The organism is Streptococcus sp. SG1 (genome assembly GCF_030439935.1).
Classification (GTDB): Bacteria; Bacillota; Bacilli; order Lactobacillales; family Streptococcaceae; genus Streptococcus; species Streptococcus gordonii.
This window is the reverse complement of sequence record NZ_JAQFJC010000001.1, coordinates 131,952-149,077: the sequence shown is the minus strand read 5'-3', so window position 1 is coordinate 149,077 and position 17,126 is coordinate 131,952. Positions and strand designations below refer to the sequence as shown.

Here is a 17,126-nt window from a genome sequence, read left to right as displayed (position 1 = left end):
GTCTCTCTTTTTTGTTTCTTCCTTAAGCTTTGTGCTATACTGGAGAATAGATAAGTTAGAGGAAAAGGAGCCTGCTATGAAGAAATTTTATGACAAACTAATACAAACCCGCCATTATCTCCATCGTCATCCAGAACTGTCTGGTCAGGAATATCAAACAACGGATTTTTTAAAAAAATATCTGGAAGACCTTGAGATTAGAATATTAGATTCTAATCTGAAAACAGGTCTAATTGCTGAAATCGGCTCCGGACAGCCTATAATTGCCCTGAGAGCTGATATAGATGCACTGCCCATTTTTGAACAGACTAATCTGCCTTATGCCAGTCAAAATCCAGGTGTCATGCATGCCTGTGGACATGATTTTCATCAGACAAGTCTCTTAGGGGCAGCTGAACTGCTCAAGGCTATGGAGGAAGATTTGCAAGGGACAATCCGTCTTATTTTTCAACCTGCTGAAGAGACTTCTTGCGGAGCTTTGGAAGTTATAGAGACAGGCTATTTAGATGATGTGAAAGCTATTGTTGGTTTTCACAATATGCCTCAGCTAAAAGCAAATCAGTTAGCTTTAAAGCCAGGGGCTATGATGGCTGGAGTAGAGAAATTCAAGGTAGAAGTGGAAGGGATTAGTAGCCATGCTGCACGGCCGGATCTGGGTGTTGATACAGTCATAACCTTGACTAGTATGGTCCAAGCCTTGCAAGTTTTGGTGGCCAGAACGGTCTCCCCTTTTGAAGCCAATGTTCTTTCTATTACCCATATCGAGGCAGGAACTACCTGGAATGTTCTGCCCCAAAATGGTTTTTTTGAAGGCACCATTCGATCCTTTAGCCCAAACTCTCAAAAAAAATTAAAAGAAGACTTTATTAAAATTGTTGAAAATACAGCAGAAAACTTTGGTGCACGAGTTTCTATTACTTGGGATCAAACACCACCTGTGACTTATAATGATCCGGATTTGACCGAACTCTTATTTGAAAATTCTAAAACATTTGCTGAGGTGGTGGAGGCCAGGCCTTCCACAGCTGGAGAAGACTTTGCTTTTTATCAGGAGAAGATTCCAGGAGTTTTTGCCTTTATTGGTTCAAATGGAGCAGATGCTGCACCAGATCTCCACCATGACACTATGACTATTGATGACGAAGCTTTTAAAGTATCTGTTCCATATTATGTCGAAAGCGCCCTCTGCTTATTAAGATGCTATAAATAACAACTATATCCCTATATAAAAAAATGAAACTAGGCAAATCTCCTTCCTTTTGTTAAGATAGAACAGTGGCAAGGAGATTTTATTGTGCCTTTATTGTGTGCCTGCAATAAATAAAATTTATACCCTTGATAAAAAATATATACTAGGCAAGCTTAGGGATATTTGTTATTATAGGACATAGTTTATAAATGAATAGGAGAATATCTGTGAAAAAATTAGTTAAATATTCTGCCCTTCTTGCTCTTACTTTTGCAGCAGTCGGAACCTTAGCTGCTTGCTCAGCTTCAAATAGCAAGTCTGAATCAGGTAAATCAGATGAGAAGAAGGTAACAGTTGAAATTGCAACCGTTGGAACAACCCGACCTTTCTCATATGATGATGAAGATGGAAAATTAACAGGTTATGAAATTGAAGTGCTTAGAGAGGTCTTTAAGGGATCAGACAAGTATGAAATCAATTTCAATAAAACTAAATGGACTTCTGTCTTTGCTGGTTTGGATAGCGATCGCTTCCAAATTGGTGCCAACAATATTAGTTATTCAAAAGAACGTGCTGGTAAATATCTTTATGGAAACCCATATGCTAAAAACCCAACTGTTTTAGTAGTTCGTAAGGGAACAGATATTAAATCTTTAGATGATATTGGTGGTAAATCTACGGAAGTGGTACAAGGAACTTCTACAGCGAAACAGCTGGAAGATTACAACAAAGAGCATCCTAAAAAGGAGACGAAAATTAACTACACGGACGGAACGATTCAACAAATCCTAGTGAATCTGAATGAGGGTCGTGCAGATTACAAGATTTTTGAACGTATTTCTGTTGATACCATTATCAAAGAGCAAAATTTGGAAAATTTAGAAGTCATTGAACTTCCTAGCGATCAACAGCCATATGTTTATCCTTTATTTGCTCAGGGACAAGAAGAATTAAAAACTTTTGTAGACAAACGTATTAAGAAGCTATACGAAGATGGTACTCTTGAAGAACTTTCTCAAAAATACTTCGGTGGCAGTTACCTTCCAGAGGCAAAAGATATTAAATAATTAAAAAGACTTAAACAATAAGGAGATAAGAATATGAAATTAGCAAAATGGTTTGGAGCTGCTGCAGTTGCGGTTGCAGTCCTTGGTTTGGCAGCTTGTGGAGCTTCTAATAAAGAAGCAGGAAATGGCAAAGATAAAACAGTAACCATTAAAATTGGTACAATGACCATTGACAACGATGAGCAACAACGTTGGGATCTCATTCAAAAGAAACTTGAAAAAGAAAATGTGAAACTTGAATTTACTCAATTTACAGAATACCCACAAGTAAATAAGGCCGTGGCAGATGGTGAGCTTGATGTCAATGCTTTCCAACACTACTACTACCTTAACAACTGGAATAAGGAAAATAATCAGGATCTAGTTGCGATTGCGGATACTTACATCGCACCAATCCGTCTCTACTCAGGTACAAAAGACGGTAAAAACAAGTATAAAAAAGTTAACGAACTTCCAGACGGAGCAGAAATCGCTGTACCAAATGATGCGACTAACGAAAGCCGCGCATTGAACTTGCTTCAAGCTGCTGGCTTAATTAAATTGGACAAATCTGGTAACGAGCTTGCAACAGTTGCAAACATTAAAGAAAATCCAAAGAAATTGAAAATTACAGAATTGGATGCTAGTCAAACCGCTCGCTCACTGACTTCTGTAGACGCTGCTGTTGTAAACAACACTTTTGTAAACGAAGCAAAATTAGACTATAAAAAAGCTTTGTTTATCGAACCAAAAGATAAAAATTCTAAACAATGGTACAACATCATTGCAGCTAAGAAAGATTGGGAAAAATCTGACAAGGCTGATGCAATTAAGAAGTTGATTGCAGCCTACCATTCTGACGATGTTAAAGAGTTAACAGAAAAAACTTCAGATGGCTTGCTTGAGCCAGTTTGGTAAGAAGTAAAAGACAGTAGGCACAAGTCTTAATGGATTTATCAAGCATGCAAGACTGAACGTGTTTAATAAAACTCAGTTGGGATGACCAGCTGAGTTTTATCGCCTTATTTATGGGAGGAATTATGGCTTTTTTCAGTGAAAAAGAGCAGTTACAAAAATTTGAAGAGGATGAACTCGCGCAGGCTTATTTTGAGGTTTTACGGGAGTTGATTGCTAAAAAATCTATTTTTGCTCAGCAGATAGGCTTGAAAGAAGTAGCAGATTATTTGAGAGAAGTTTTTGAAGAGGCTGGTGCAGAAGTGACTGTTGATGCAAGTTACAGAGCTCCTTTTGTCATTGCTCGTTTTAAGAGTTCAAATCCTAAAGCTAAAAGTATTATTTTTTACAATCACTATGATACAGTACCTGCAGATAGTGATCAACCTTGGACAGAAGATCCTTTTACCTTGTCTGTCCGAGATGGGGTCATGTATGGTCGAGGAGTTGATGATGACAAGGGGCATATCGTAGCTCGCCTGACAGCCTTGCAGAAGTATCGGGAAGGTAAGAAGGATTTACCTGTAAATGTTACTTTTATCATAGAGGGAGCGGAAGAGTCTGCTTCGACTGACTTGGATCGGTATTTGGAAAAACACAAGGAAGAATTGTCTGGTGCTGATCTCCTCATCTGGGAACAGGGGAGCCGGAATGCACTAGGACAGCTAGAAATCACAGGCGGAAATAAGGGCATTGTAACCTTTGATGCCAAGGTGAAAAGCGCTGATGTAGATATACATTCGAGTTTTGGTGGCGTAATTGATTCAAGTAGCTGGTATCTTTTAAATGCGCTAGCTAGCTTGCGAGGAGCTGACGGTCGCATCTTGGTAGAAGGCATCTATGAACAAATTGTCGAGCCAAACGAACGAGAACTAGCCCTGGTTGAGGAGTTTGCACGACGTAACCCAGAAGAGCTAAAGCAAATTTATGGTTTAGAATTGCCTCTGCTTGAGGAGGAAGGGCATAAGTTCCTACGACGCTATTTTTTTGAACCAGCTATCAATATTGAGGGATTATCCTCAGGTTATCAAGGTCAGGGAGTCAAGACGATCCTGCCTTCAGAAGCTAAGGCCAAGCTTGAGGTGCGACTTGTACCTGGTTTAGAACCACAAGATGTGCTTGATAAGATTCGAAAACAACTGATCAAGAACGGTTATCCTAAGGTAGAGCTTATTTATACTTTGGGAGAAATGAGCTACAGAAGCGACATGAGTGCTCCGTCTGTTCTTAGTGTTATTGAGTTGGCCAAGAAATATTACAGCGAAGGAGTAGCAGTGCTGCCTACTTCTGCCGGGACTGGACCTATGTTTACTGTTTATGATGCTTTAAAGGCACCAATGATGGCCTTTGGCTTGGGCCATGCTAACAGTCGGGACCATGGTGGAGATGAGAATGTTCGCCTAGCCGATTACTACACCCATATAGAATTAGTAAAGGAGTTGATTGCAAGCTATGAGTAAAGAGATTATTACATTAGATCGGATTGATGTGACCTTCCAACAGAAGAAACGTCAAATCCAAGCTGTAAAAGATGTGAGTATCCGCATTAACCAAGGAGATATCTATGGAATTGTTGGCTATTCTGGAGCTGGGAAATCTACTCTGGTTCGGGTGATTAACCTTTTACAGGTACCGACTGGAGGAACTATTACCGTTGACAATGATGTCATTTTCAAGGACAAAAGAGTTCAACTTTCTGCAACTCAGTTACGACAAAAGCGTCAGGATATTGGGATGATCTTCCAACACTTCAATCTAATGAGTCAGTTGACAGCTGAAGAAAATGTTGCTTTCGCCTTGAAGCATTCAGGACTGTCTAAGGAAGAGAAAAAAGAGAAGGTGAAGAAGTTGCTAGATTTGGTAGGCTTGGCAGATCGAGCTGAGAACTATCCTTCACAGCTGTCAGGTGGACAAAAGCAGCGTGTAGCGATTGCTCGTGCCTTAGCTAATGATCCAAAAATCTTGATTTCAGATGAAGCAACATCAGCTCTAGATCCTAAGACGACCAAGCAAATCTTGGCTCTTTTGCAAGACTTGAACCAAAAATTAGGTTTAACGATTGTGCTTATTACTCACGAGATGCAAATCATTAAGGATATTGCTAACAGAGTAGCAGTAATGCAGGATGGACAATTGATTGAAGAAGGGTCTGTTCTCGATATTTTCTCTAATCCTAATCAGGATTTGACTAGAGACTTCATTACAACAGCAACAGGAATTAATGAAGCCATGGTTAAAATCGAAAAGCAAGAAATTGTGCAGAATCTGGCTCCGAATAGTATCTTGGTGCAGTTGGAGTACGCGGGTACAGCAACAGATGAGCCTTTGTTGAATCAAATTTACAAAAAATATCAAGTTACTGCCAATATCTTATATGGGAATATAGAAATTTTGGACCATACACCTGTTGGTGCTTTGGTAGTTGTCTTGTCTGGCGAATCAGAAAATCTTACTGCGGCTAAGACGGCTATTAGTGAAGCAGGCGTTCGTTTGACTGTTCTAAAGGGAGGTGCATAAGATGCTGAAATTAATCGAAACTTATTTGCCAAATGTATATAGGATGGGCTGGACTGGTCAAGCAGGCTGGGGAACAGCAATTTATACGACCCTTTATATGACAGTAATCTCTTTCTTGATTGGTGGTTTCTTTGGCTTGATAACTGGACTTTTTCTTGTATTAACCAAGCCAGGTGGGGTTCTGGAAAATAAGGTGGCTTTCTGGATTTTGGATAAAGTGACTTCTGTCTTCCGTGCGATTCCTTTTATCATTTTGTTGGCTGTCCTATCACCTTTTTCTCACTTGATTGTTGGGACAGGAATTGGACCAAACGCTGCTATTGTGCCACTTTCATTTGCCGTTTATGCCTTTTTTGCCCGTCAAGTTCAGGTTGTTTTATCTGAGTTGGATGGTGGAGTGATTGAAGCAGCCCAGGCTAGTGGTGCAACTTTATGGGATATTATTGGTGTCTATCTTATTGAAGGTCTACCAGATTTAATCCGTGTAACGACAGTCACTTTGATTTCTTTGATTGGTGAAACTGCTATGGCGGGTGCAGTCGGTGCAGGTGGTATCGGTAATGTAGCGATTGCTTATGGTTTTAACCGGTATAATAATGACGTTACCATTCTTGCGACGGTTGTCATTGTAGCTATCATCTTTACGATTCAGTTTGCAGGAGACTTTTTGACTAAAAAATTAAGTCACAAATAGAAGTTAATTTGCTAGCCATTTTGGCTAGCTTGTTCTTTGATTAAATATTCTGAAAATTTAATTTACATTCGACTTTGTGAATGTTATAATAAGGAGAAAAAACCTACGGAAAGGGAAAGCTATGGCTCAAGAAGAGGAAAAGATCTCAAGAAGCAGGAAGAAACAGCTGTTAGCTCGCTTGAAAGAGCAAATTCAACCAAAGAAGGGCTTGATTTATCTGGCTGCTTTTTTATCATGGATTCAATTTTTAACGAGAATCACGAGTTTTGCTTTGATTGCTCAAGCATTGGCAGAGTTTTACGAAGGAAAACAAGTTGACTTATATTCCCTTTTTCTTTATTTGCTAGCCTTAAACGGTTTAGGATTTGGAATTGCTCTATTTGCCAAACAGTTTCAAGGCTTGGCTTCCCAGTTTGCACGAAACAAGCTAAAGAGAGAATTTTTTCAGGCTTTTGTTGCTAAAGACGGTGAGTTTCAGGATAGTCGTACTGCAGCGGATGTTCTGACAGTTGCTACTCAGGGGATTGATAGCTTGGATACCTACTATTCTTATTATCTCCCCTTAAATCTACGAACCTATTTTAACTGTTTAACCGTTCTTATCTTAGTCTTCTGGCTCTTTCCCTTGGGTGGTTTAATTTTTATATTATCCTTGCCTTTCATTCCTGTGTCTATCATCCTGATGCAGAAGCGATCGCGTAGGATAATGAATCGCTATTGGGGCTCTTATATGGATGTGGGCAACCTTTTTCTGGATGATTTAAAGGGACTGAATACATTGTATTCTTATCAGGCTGATGAGAAATACGAGCAGGAGTTTGCAGAACAGGCCGAAGAATTTCGCGATGCCACTATGGAACTCCTAGGTTTTCAACTACAATCAGTGGGATATATGGATGCTGTTATGTATCTGGGAATCGATCTGTCAGGTTTTTTTGCCCTTTCCTGGCTGTCTGCTGGACAATTGTCCTTGTTTAGCATGATTTATTTTATCTTAATTGCGACAGAATTTTTCACACCGATTCGAGAAGCAGGCTACGGTATGCACTTGGTCATGATGAATACAAAGATGGCTGATCGGATTTTTAGTTTTTTGGATTCAGTCCAAGAGACTAAAGTAAAAACAAAACAAGATTTAGCACCATTTCAGCACTTGAGTGTGCAGGATTTGTCCTTCTCCTATGGGGACAAAAAGATTTTGGATAGGGTCTCTTTTAAGGTAGAAGTAGGCCAAGTATTTGCTATTGCTGGGGAAAGTGGACATGGTAAGACGACTTTGGGCAAGATTCTACTAGGAAAATTGCAACCCGAGCAAGGTCAGATATTCTTTGGACAAACCTCCTCTAAAAATTTGACACAATCTGCTCTCTATAAAGAGATAATGTATGTGTCGTCAAACAGCTTTCTTTTGAATACCAGTATTTTAGAGAATTTGCAGTTGGCAAGGGATTGGAGTCGGGAGGAAATTCAGCAATGGCTGACCGAGAAGAAGCTTTTATCTTTTATTGAAAATTTACCTGAGGGTCTAGATACCCTTGTTGGTGAAGATGGCAACCAGCTGTCACCAGGTCAAAGACAGCAAGTGATTTGTGCCCGGGCAATTTTTGCTCAAAAATCGCTCTATATCTTTGATGAAATTACTTCTAGCGTTGATAAGGAGAATGAAGCTCTTCTTTATGAGCAGCTAAATGCGCTTGCAAAAGAAGCCCTTGTCATCGAGATTACTCATAAAATGAAGCGCGTAGCAGAGGCTGACCAAGTTCTTTTTATGAGTAAAGAGGGAACGGTTTTGGCTAGTCCGACCCAGCTTTACTGGGAAAATCAGGACTACAGAACTTTAGTGGATAGACAAAGAGAACTGGAGGAGAGAATTCATGGAAGCTAAAAGAACTTATCCAAGCGAGCAACTCCTTTTCAGGCTATTTCAGATCATGAAGCATCTATTACCTGCTCTAGGATTAGCTGTTATTTTTGCAGTTTCAGGCTTTACAGTTTCAGTCGCGATTCCTGTTTTATTGGTAAATCAAGGATTTTTGGCTGTAGGAGGGCAAGCTCCGACTCTAGGTTTTCTGTTTCTTCTTTTAGCTTTGGCCATTGGTCGAGGACTCTTCCGCTATGGAGAGCATTATTTTGGTCATTATGTGGCTTTTCATTCCCTAGCGGATCTGCGAAAGCTTGTCTTTGCTAAACTACGACGTCTTGCACCTGCTAAGTTAGACCGACAAGATAGTGGGAGCTTATTAAAAATGATCGGGGAGGATATTGAAGCAATTGAAGTCTTTTTTGCCCATACAGTTGCACCAGTTTGTACAGGGATTATCTCTGTTTTCATTATGTGGGTCTTTCTCTCTAGGATATCCCCAGCTCTCGGTTTTTTGGCTTTGCTGACTTACCTGCTTTTAGCTGTGGTCTTGCCTCAAAATTTTGCTCGACATTTACAAAAACTCTTATCAAAACAAGCGAATGATCGGACAAGATACATTTCTTATTTCTTGGAGAGCCTGAAGGCAATACATGATTTGTCCCAGCTCGGACAAACTTCAAAACGTTTTGCTTGTTTAGAACAAAAAAGCCAAGGTTTAAATAGCATAGAAAGGCAGGTTGCTCAGAAGCAATTTTTTGAACAAGCTCTAACCTTTTTAGTGGTGGGCTTATCTGTTATGGGATTTGCCATCTTGTCTCTCTTCCAACTTAATCAAGGTGATATTGATCTGACTCAAGCAGGCCTAGCTCTAGTAGCTTTTACAAGCTCTTTTGCTCCATTTCTGGAATTAGGGCGATTACCTCTAGGTTTTAAAAGAGCAATGAATGCCAGTCGGCAGGTCTTTTCGCTCTTGGATGAGCCAGAGGCAGATAGCAGTGGTTTGAAGACTGATGTCAGGATCGAATCAGTTGATGTTAATCATTTAAACTTTGATTATGAAGGACGAGTGCAAGGACTTTTTCAAGGTTTGTCAGCACGATTTGAGAAAGGCAGAATAATTGGTATTGTAGGTGGAAGTGGAACAGGAAAATCTACTCTCATGAAAATTATCATGCGTTGGTATGATCCTAAGGCAGGACAGGTTTTGCTGTCTGGACAGGATCATCAAACCTTCCATCGCCAGCATTTACAAGCCTCCTTCGCCTATGTTCCTCAAGTTGCTCAGCTTTTCCATAAAAGTCTTCGGGAAAATCTAGTCTTGGGCCGAACTGATATCAGTGATGAGGCGATCTGGACCTTGGCAGCTAAATGTCGCCTCAAGGAACGTTTGGAGCGCTTGCCAGAGGGGCTAGATACTGTAATTGATGGAGAAACAACTTTTTCTGCTGGTGAAGCCCAACGTTTGGAGCTGATGCGAGCCCTGCTCAAGGAGGCAGATTGTTATATTTTTGATGAACCCACCAGCAATTTCGATTCACTGAATGAAGCAACCTTCCTATCTATTGTCAAAGAAGAATGCCGTGGCATGGTCTTTCTCATCTCCCATCGCTTGTCAACGGTTGCTTTTGCAGATGAGGTTTATGAATTAAATCATTCTCAAGTAAGGAGGATAAAAGGATGAGAAAAGGACTACAAGTAAAAGACCTTGTGATGACAGGTGCTTTTGCAGCCCTCTATTTTCTATGCGTCGGTTTAGGCGTCCTGGTTGGTCTGATTTTCGACCGGTCAGGGAATATGTTCTATGCCCCAGCTGGAGCAGCAATCTTTGGTGGGACGGTTTACATGCTTCTACAAAGCAAGATCAAAAAATTCGGAGCCATTAGTCTCTTGGGAATCGTGATGGGAGGATTTTTCTTCTTATCTGGCCATTTCTTTGTGGCCTTCTTGCCAGGCTTTATTTTTGGCTTTCTAGCTGATTTGTTAGCCAAACAAGGAAATTATCAAAATAAATGGCTAAGTTTAGCGTCATTTGTCCTTTTCTCCTTTGCCAATTCAGGCCCGATTATTATGATGTGGCTGGCTCGGGAGACTTATGTTCAAAGCTTGCTAGCGCGTGGTAAAACTCAAGAGTATATTGACCGGGTTATGGTTCCTGTGAATCCACAAGTGGTTCTTGGTTTTGTAATTATGGTTGTTATTGCCGCTATTATAGGAGGACTATTTGGTCAATATTTGGTCAAGAAGCACTTTATAAAGTCAGGGATGGTCTCATGAAATTAGATGTACGAAGCAAGGTCCTTTTGGTTTTATTTGCCAATCTGGCCTTTCTTTTTAGAGTATCTGGCTGGCTTGAACTGATGATTGTTTCAGGCTTGGCGATGCTCTTATACTTTGCTGGAAAAGGTAAAATCGCCTTATATAGTTTATTGGCCTTTGTCCTTTTTTGGACTCTAGATGCTTATCTAACTGATTTCTTTTCTTTTCAACTGATACGAAATTTCGTAACTCTGCTCACGGCTGGACGTTTTATGCTTCCTTCTTTTATGGCTGGGAGTTTGCTTTTGACAACTGCGACAGCCTACGACCTGGTTCATGGTCTCAGAAAATGGCATCTACCGGAATCTTTTCTTTTAACCTTAGGAGTAATGATGCGATTTTTGCCAGCTATACCAGCAGATGCGAAAACGATTCATAGAAGTTTACGTCTTCGAGGGATTTTCCTTAGAAAAAGGGATTTTATCTTTCGTCCAGTGACCTACTTTGAGTATCTCCTGGTACCGCTACTCATGTCACTCATGCGAACGGTTCAAGCGTTGACCATAGCTAGCCTTACCAAAGGGATAGCACTAGGAAAAAGACCGACAGAAACTTTTTCATCAACCTTTAATTTAGCAGATTGGAGTACCTGTGCATGGATGTTTATCATGACCTTGTGGATGATAAGAGGCTGATTACTGCGACCGGTTTTCGTTATACTTATGAAAATAGCAGAGCTAGTAGCTTGCTGGTTGAAGATTTACAAATCTCATCAGGCCAGTTGGTCGTCTTATGTGGCAAGAGTGGGAGTGGCAAATCAACCTTCTTAAGATTAATCAATGGCTTAATTCCAGATTACTATGAGGGAAAATTAGAAGGTCAATTAGAAATAGCCAATCACTTAGCAGGAAAACAGACGGTTGAAGAATGTTCTAAACAAGTTGCTTCAGTTTTTCAGAATCCCTCTAGTCAGTTTTTTCATAAATACGTTAAGCATGAATTGGTTTTGCCTGGTGAAAATCATGGTCAATCAGCAGCAGGAATTTTGAATAAATTAGAAAAATTAACTGCTGACTTTGCTTTAGAAGACTATCTTGAACGTGATCTTTCTACTTTATCAGGTGGAGAAAAGCAGAGAATTGCCCTTTTAACGGCCCTGATGCAGGATACAGATATCTTGGTTTTAGATGAACCGACAGCTAATTTGGACAGGTCAGGGATTGAGCAAGTAGCTAGTTATCTTTCTATCTTAAAACAAGAAGGGAAAACGATTCTTATAGCGGAGCATCGCTTGGATTATTTAAAGGACTTGGCTGACCGCTATCTTTATTTTGATCAAGGTGCTCTTAAAAGAGATTATTCAAAAAAGGAGTTTGATAGCTTAACGGAAACAGAACGACATGATTTAGGGCTTCGAAGTCAGGATCTATCTAGCTCTATTTCTAAACTTGAGGCAAAGAAGCAAATTGCTCCTTCACCACTGACGGGGGATTTGACCATAAAAAATCTTTGCTTACAGTCAGGGGACCAGGAATTGAGTTTTCTTGAAGAAGCTAACTTCAAGTCAGGAGTGATTACAGCCCTTGTGGGTCCTAATGGGAAAGGTAAATCGACTCTAGCTTTTTATCTGGCTGGTTTATTAGACGATGAAGATGCAGATTTTTATTTAAATAGACATGCTTTGTCAGCTCATGAACGTCTGAAAGACACTGCTTTTGTTCTGCAAGAGGTTGCTCTTCAGCTCTTTTCAGATAGTGTCCAAAAGGAGTTGACCTTGGGTTTGAAAAAAGCTGCCGATGCATCAAATATCTTAGAAAACTTAGGATTAAAAGGTTTAGAAGATAGGCATCCAATGACTCTATCAGGCGGAGAGATGCAACGGCTAGTCATAGCAAGTCAAGTCCTTACTAAAAAAAGAGTGTTTATTTTTGACGAACCTAGTTCAGGTTTAGATTACCAGCAAATGTTACAAGTGGCTGACTTACTGAAGGCATTAAAAGAGCAGGGAAAAATTATTCTGCTCATTTCTCATGATGAAGAATTACTTGAGAAAACAGCTGATTACTTTTTTACCTTAAATTAATTACTCGCTATACAAAAAAACTATAGCTTTTACAGTTGTTTATCTAGATTTCCCCTCCTATTTTTGGTATGATTGAAGAACAGTAATGTAGCTTCTGGCTTTGCTATTTTTCTGTTTCTAGAGTTGATTAGACTGGTAGGATAGTAGATAAATAAGTTAAAGTACAGGACTATAAGAGGGAGAATACATGAACAATTTACTTGTATTGCAATCGGATTTTGGTCTTGTGGATGGTGCGGTATCTACGATGATTGGTGTGGCTCTGGAGGAGTCTGCTACATTAAAGATTCACCATTTAACACACGACATTACGCCTTATAATATTTTTGAAGGTAGCTATCGTCTTTTTCAAACGGTCAACTACTGGCCAGAAGGGACAACCTTTGTTTCAGTGGTCGATCCGGGTGTCGGCTCTAAGCGGAAGAGCGTAGTTGCAAAAACAGCGCAAAACCAATACATCGTCACTCCAGACAATGGAACCTTGTCTTTCATTAAGAAACACGTTGGTATTGTGGCTATTCGGGAAATTTCTGAAGTCGAAAATCGTCGAAAGAATACCGAACATTCCTATACCTTCCATGGTCGTGATGTCTATGCCTACACAGGAGCTAAATTGGCTAGTGGCCACATCACTTTTGAAGAAGTAGGACCAGAATTAAGCGTGGATGACATTGTCGAGATTCCAGTTGTGGAGACTACTTTTGGCGAAGGTTCTGTCAGCGGAGCTATCGATATTTTAGACGTTCGGTTTGGATCTCTTTGGACTTCTATTACTCGCGAAGAGTTCCAAGAGTTAGAACCTCAGTTTGGAGAACGCTTTGAGGTAACGATCTATAATAACGATATGTTGGTTTACCAAAATCAAGTGACTTATGGGAAGTCCTTTGCGGATGTTCGCATCGGTCAGCCGATTATTTATATCAATTCGCTCTATCGGGTTGGTCTAGCAATCAACCAAGGTTCTTTTGCAAAAGCCTATAATGTTGGTGTTGGTGCCCAGTGGCATATTGAAATCAAGCGTATTGAAAATTAGTGATTTGTAAAGAGGAGATAAACATGAAAAAAATATTTGATACAACTTTTACGATTAAAGAAGTCGTGGCAACTGGTATTGGTGCAGCACTCTTCGTTGTGATTGGGATGGTCAGCATTCCAACGCCTGTTCCAAACACTAGCATTCAGTTGCAATATGCTGTCCAAGCTTTGTTTGGCGTTGTTTTTGGTCCAATCGTTGGTTTCTTAACAGGATTTATTGGCCATGCCCTAAAAGACTCCATCCAATCTGGAAACCCTTGGTGGACTTGGATCTTGGCTAGTGGTTTGTTTGGACTTGTAGTCGGATTACTTAAGAACTACCTCCGTGTGGCTCAGGGAGTATTTGAATCAAGAGATATTATTACATTTAATGTTGTTCAGTTTGTGGCTAATGCCTTGGTATGGGTAGTCATCGCTCCACTTGGGGATATCTTGATCTATAATGAACCAAGTAATAAGGTCTTTGCTCAAGGTGTTGTCGCAACTGTTGCCAATGGTCTGACTGTTGCAGTTGCCGGAACCTTACTTTTAATTGCCTATGCACGTACTCAGACAAAGAGTGGCAGCCTTAAAAAAGATTAAATCATGCGATAAGAATAAAAAGATCGAGAGATATCTCGATCTTTTTCTGTTAAAAATAAAATACTTTTTGCAATTTATATATTGCATTTTAAAAAATATATTGTATAATAGACTTATAAAAATGAAGGGAGAACCGATATGAAAAACATCAAAAATATTTATTCACCACTTATTTGGCTTGTTTTGGGTGTAATTTTTTTGGTTATAGGACTGAACAATCAAAATCATACTTTTCTTATTTTTGCTGGCTGTGATATTGCAATTGGTTGTGCACTTTTAAGCATAGCAACTAAGAAGAAAAATGATAAGGACGATGATCATGGCAAAAAATCTTAAGCTAAAGATGGCGCGAGTGGAGCATGATATGACTCAGGGCGACTTAGCAGATGCTATCGGAGTGACCCGCCAGACCATTGGCTTGATTGAGGCGGGTAAGTACAATCCCAGTCTCAGTTTATGCATAGCGATTTGCAAATGTCTCAATAAAACGCTGGATCAGTTGTTTTGGGAGTAAAAATGTCCGGGGGACATTTTTAGCCCGAGCCGAAAAACGCGGAAGCGAGGGAATGTCCGGGGGACATTTTTAACCTAAGCCTAAAAATGTGAAAGAAATGACCAGCAATAGTTGAAGAGCAATTTTCATACAAATGTTGAATAAGATGAAATTTTAAGTAAAAGAGGAAAACGCATATGAAATCTAAAAATAGACAAGAGATCTTTAAAGATGAGCGTACGGTACAGATTGAACATAAAATAGGAAATGAACTCGCTTTTTTAGCTATCATTCTATTACTTTTATCTATTTTTGTGAAACTCCTTTATTGGAGATTAGATTGGCAAGCTTATTTACCTGAAATTATCATTATTTTTACTTTAGAAATTTATGCTGGTGTACGCAGTTGGCAACTTGGCCTAGATATTAGGCGTAGTGATACAACTGGTAGTAGTAGAAGATTCAGAAGTCGTCTGGCTACAGGAATATTCCTAGCAGCTTCCTTCTTGCTTGTTCAAAATCTGAATGAAGACTCGAAAGAAAAACCATCATTTAGTCAGAATCCTGTTTTGCAATTTATTTTTATTTTAGTTTTGATAGTTGCCTTTTCTAGTATACTTGATCAACTGGTCAATTATTTTTATCGGAAGAGACAGATAAAATTAGAGCAAGAATTAGAAAATGATGAGAATTAGAATTAATGAATTTTTAATTTATAAATAAGAAAGTGAGTAAAAAAATGAAGAAGCAGCCTGTTTTAAAAGATGAACGAATAGAGAAATTGGACGGAAAAGTTGCAGGAGAATTAGTGTTAGGAATGTTTTTCTTCTTAGCTATATCTGTGTTTTTCAAAGTCTATATTCTCCGTCTAAGCTTGCTAGCTTATCTGCCAGAAGGGACTCTCCTTATCCTAGTAGGTCTCTATGCTTTGCTTCGTCGCTTAAGCCTAGGCATTGATGTTCGTGATATGGTGAGAGAGGAAAAATGGCCAGAACGTGTTGGTAGTGGAATTATTTTTGCTTTAATTCTTGTGGCTATTGATTTCTTTGGACAGCGAGAAAGTATGGCTAGCATGCTGAGTATGTTGTATCTGCTTAAGATGTTTTTTGCAATGGTTCTTTTTATATTTGGAAGCTTGACCATGGACAAGATTAGTCTTTTCCTAAACGGCAAACGTCAGGCAAAGTTGGATCAGGAATTGGAGGATGAAGAATGACTTGCTGGAAAAGATTGATGTGGGGTGGTTGTGCCTTCTTAGCCTTAGCCTTGTATGTGCTACCTATGGTATTTCAGCAGAAAGCAGAAACTTATCAAATTTCAAAACAGTGGACTATTGGCATAGGTATTTTGCTAATCTTCCTCGCTTTACTGGTCTTTATCGTGGTAGCAAAGAAGATTGGAATCTTATCTCAGTCTGGGAAAGTCTTTCAAAAAGGAGACGGGAAACGAATTTCTCTTAGCATCTTAGGCATGTTCCTTATATCTATCCTTGGAACTGCTTTATTACGGTGGCTAAATGGAGAAGTTACAACGGCTAATCAGGCGTCTTTGATAGAGGAGTTTAAAAGAGGAAATGGGATTTTGTTACCCATCATGCTTGGAGTTTTAGCACCTATTGTTGAAGAAATTATCTTCCGTGGAATCCTCCCACTAAAAATCTTTAAAGGCTATGAGGGATGGGGCTATATCGTAGGCGGACTCCTCTTTGCGCTTTTTCACGGGCCAACCAATATCGTGTCTTTTGTGATTTATGCTGTTTCTTCTGTGATTTTGACATTGCTGGCCTATCGAACTCGTCGCTTGGAAGTCAGTATTGCAGTTCACATGATTAATAATGGACTTCCTGCCATTATCATGTTGTTAATTGGTATTTTTGGAATGGAAGTACAGGAGCTTAAAATGAAGATATAACTAATTCATCGTCAAATTTTAGATGAACGTGAAGAGCAACTTGTCAATAAGGCTGGCATGGAGGCTTTTATTCTTTTGTTGTATGGTGCATTAGCCTTATATGCTGGTTCTGTAGCTATGAATGCTGGAGCCATTCACTATCAACCATTCTTGATCCTGATTGCGATTGCAGGTCTATATTTTCTCTGTCGAGCTCAATATCTAGGAGCTAATTATTACAACAGTTTCAGTCTGACTATCTGGGGTGTGCTACTTGCGACAGGATTTCTGACCCTCTTGATTGCTTGTCAGAATTTCCAACTGAATCATGCTATTTATCATAATAGTGTTTTTCACCCCATGTTTCTTTTGGCCATTTTGGTTACATTTTGCATTCATCTTCCCTTGATACTAGTGGCCAATATTTTCTTAGAGGCTATAAGCAAGAGTCAAAAGAAGCGTTTTGAACGCTATTTGAACCAACTTGAGGAAGAGTGAAGTATTTAGCGATTCAGATCTGCTA

General features: G+C 39.5%; 19 protein-coding genes. All 19 read left to right on the top strand.

The genetic code is table 11. The annotated features are described in order from the left end of the window. Nucleotides 1-76: 76 nt before the first annotated feature. The 19 genes from PCY06_RS00725 (at nt 77) to PCY06_RS00635 (ending at nt 17,101) form a co-directional block, all read left to right on the top strand. Complete coding sequence (locus PCY06_RS00725; protein ID WP_048778260.1) at nt 77-1,210, top strand: amidohydrolase; 1,134 nt, start codon at nt 77-79, stop codon at nt 1,208-1,210. Nucleotides 1,211-1,416: 206 nt separating this feature from the next. Beyond that, nucleotides 1,417-2,256, top strand: coding sequence for an amino acid ABC transporter substrate-binding protein (locus PCY06_RS00720; protein ID WP_008808464.1), 840 nt, complete (start codon nt 1,417-1,419; stop codon nt 2,254-2,256). Nucleotides 2,257-2,289: 33 nt separating this feature from the next. Next, nucleotides 2,290-3,153 carry a MetQ/NlpA family ABC transporter substrate-binding protein gene (locus PCY06_RS00715; RefSeq protein ID WP_045772878.1) on the top strand — a complete coding sequence of 288 codons (864 nt, stop codon included), beginning with the start codon at nt 2,290-2,292 and terminating at the stop codon, nt 3,151-3,153. Nucleotides 3,154-3,275: 122 nt separating this feature from the next. Beyond that, on the top strand, nt 3,276-4,649 hold the full coding sequence (locus tag PCY06_RS00710) for a M20/M25/M40 family metallo-hydrolase (protein ID WP_082307174.1): 1,374 nt from the start codon (nt 3,276-3,278) through the stop codon (nt 4,647-4,649). Continuing rightward, nucleotides 4,642-5,706, top strand: coding sequence for a methionine ABC transporter ATP-binding protein (locus PCY06_RS00705; protein ID WP_082307173.1), 1,065 nt, complete (start codon nt 4,642-4,644; stop codon nt 5,704-5,706). The genes PCY06_RS00710 and PCY06_RS00705 overlap by 8 nt, the downstream gene beginning before the upstream one ends. Nucleotide 5,707: 1 nt before the next feature. Further along, a complete protein-coding gene (locus PCY06_RS00700) occupies nt 5,708-6,400 on the top strand; it encodes a methionine ABC transporter permease (RefSeq protein WP_008808468.1) in 693 nt (230 codons plus the stop codon). Between the two features lie 121 nt (nt 6,401-6,521). Next, complete coding sequence (locus PCY06_RS00695) at nt 6,522-8,285, top strand: ABC transporter ATP-binding protein/permease (protein ID WP_082307172.1); 1,764 nt, start codon at nt 6,522-6,524, stop codon at nt 8,283-8,285. Next, entirely contained in the window at nt 8,275-9,945 is a 1,671-nt protein-coding gene (locus PCY06_RS00690) for an amino acid ABC transporter ATP-binding/permease protein (protein ID WP_301385145.1), read from the top strand. The genes PCY06_RS00695 and PCY06_RS00690 overlap by 11 nt, the downstream gene beginning before the upstream one ends. Beyond that, the gene (locus PCY06_RS00685; protein ID WP_061596117.1) at nt 9,942-10,538 is read left to right on the top strand and encodes an MptD family putative ECF transporter S component; all 597 of its coding nucleotides are present in this window, start codon (nt 9,942-9,944) and stop codon (nt 10,536-10,538) included. The genes PCY06_RS00690 and PCY06_RS00685 overlap by 4 nt, the downstream gene beginning before the upstream one ends. Then, complete coding sequence (locus tag PCY06_RS00680; RefSeq protein ID WP_061596116.1) at nt 10,535-11,215, top strand: energy-coupling factor transporter transmembrane component T; 681 nt, start codon at nt 10,535-10,537, stop codon at nt 11,213-11,215. The genes PCY06_RS00685 and PCY06_RS00680 overlap by 4 nt, the downstream gene beginning before the upstream one ends. Then, a complete protein-coding gene (locus tag PCY06_RS00675; protein WP_082307171.1) occupies nt 11,176-12,603 on the top strand; it encodes an ATP-binding cassette domain-containing protein in 1,428 nt (475 codons plus the stop codon). The genes PCY06_RS00680 and PCY06_RS00675 overlap by 40 nt, the downstream gene beginning before the upstream one ends. A gap of 187 nt (nt 12,604-12,790) precedes the next feature. Next, complete coding sequence (locus PCY06_RS00670; protein WP_082307170.1) at nt 12,791-13,636, top strand: S-adenosyl-l-methionine hydroxide adenosyltransferase family protein; 846 nt, start codon at nt 12,791-12,793, stop codon at nt 13,634-13,636. 23 nt (nt 13,637-13,659) lie between these two features. Beyond that, nucleotides 13,660-14,220 (top strand): ECF-type riboflavin transporter substrate-binding protein, encoded by a 561-nt coding sequence (locus PCY06_RS00665; RefSeq protein WP_060553018.1) that lies wholly within the window; start codon nt 13,660-13,662, stop codon nt 14,218-14,220. A 138-nt stretch (nt 14,221-14,358) separates the two neighbouring features. Next, nucleotides 14,359-14,556, top strand: coding sequence for a hypothetical protein (locus PCY06_RS00660; protein ID WP_045634269.1), 198 nt, complete (start codon nt 14,359-14,361; stop codon nt 14,554-14,556). Further along, on the top strand, nt 14,540-14,734 hold the full coding sequence (locus PCY06_RS00655) for a helix-turn-helix transcriptional regulator (protein ID WP_020992784.1): 195 nt from the start codon (nt 14,540-14,542) through the stop codon (nt 14,732-14,734). The genes PCY06_RS00660 and PCY06_RS00655 overlap by 17 nt, the downstream gene beginning before the upstream one ends. Nucleotides 14,735-14,910: 176 nt before the next feature. Then, nucleotides 14,911-15,408 carry a DUF6773 family protein gene (locus tag PCY06_RS00650; protein ID WP_082307169.1) on the top strand — a complete coding sequence of 166 codons (498 nt, stop codon included), beginning with the start codon at nt 14,911-14,913 and terminating at the stop codon, nt 15,406-15,408. Between the two features lie 44 nt (nt 15,409-15,452). Then, nucleotides 15,453-15,929, top strand: a complete 477-nt coding sequence (locus PCY06_RS00645; protein WP_060553016.1) for a DUF6773 family protein — start codon at nt 15,453-15,455, stop codon at nt 15,927-15,929. After that, a complete protein-coding gene (locus PCY06_RS00640) occupies nt 15,926-16,624 on the top strand; it encodes a CPBP family intramembrane glutamic endopeptidase (RefSeq protein WP_225791203.1) in 699 nt (232 codons plus the stop codon). The genes PCY06_RS00645 and PCY06_RS00640 overlap by 4 nt, the downstream gene beginning before the upstream one ends. 3 nt (nt 16,625-16,627) lie before the next feature. Next, nucleotides 16,628-17,101 carry a DUF6773 family protein gene (locus PCY06_RS00635; protein WP_223358662.1) on the top strand — a complete coding sequence of 158 codons (474 nt, stop codon included), beginning with the start codon at nt 16,628-16,630 and terminating at the stop codon, nt 17,099-17,101. Nucleotides 17,102-17,126 lie beyond the last annotated feature (25 nt).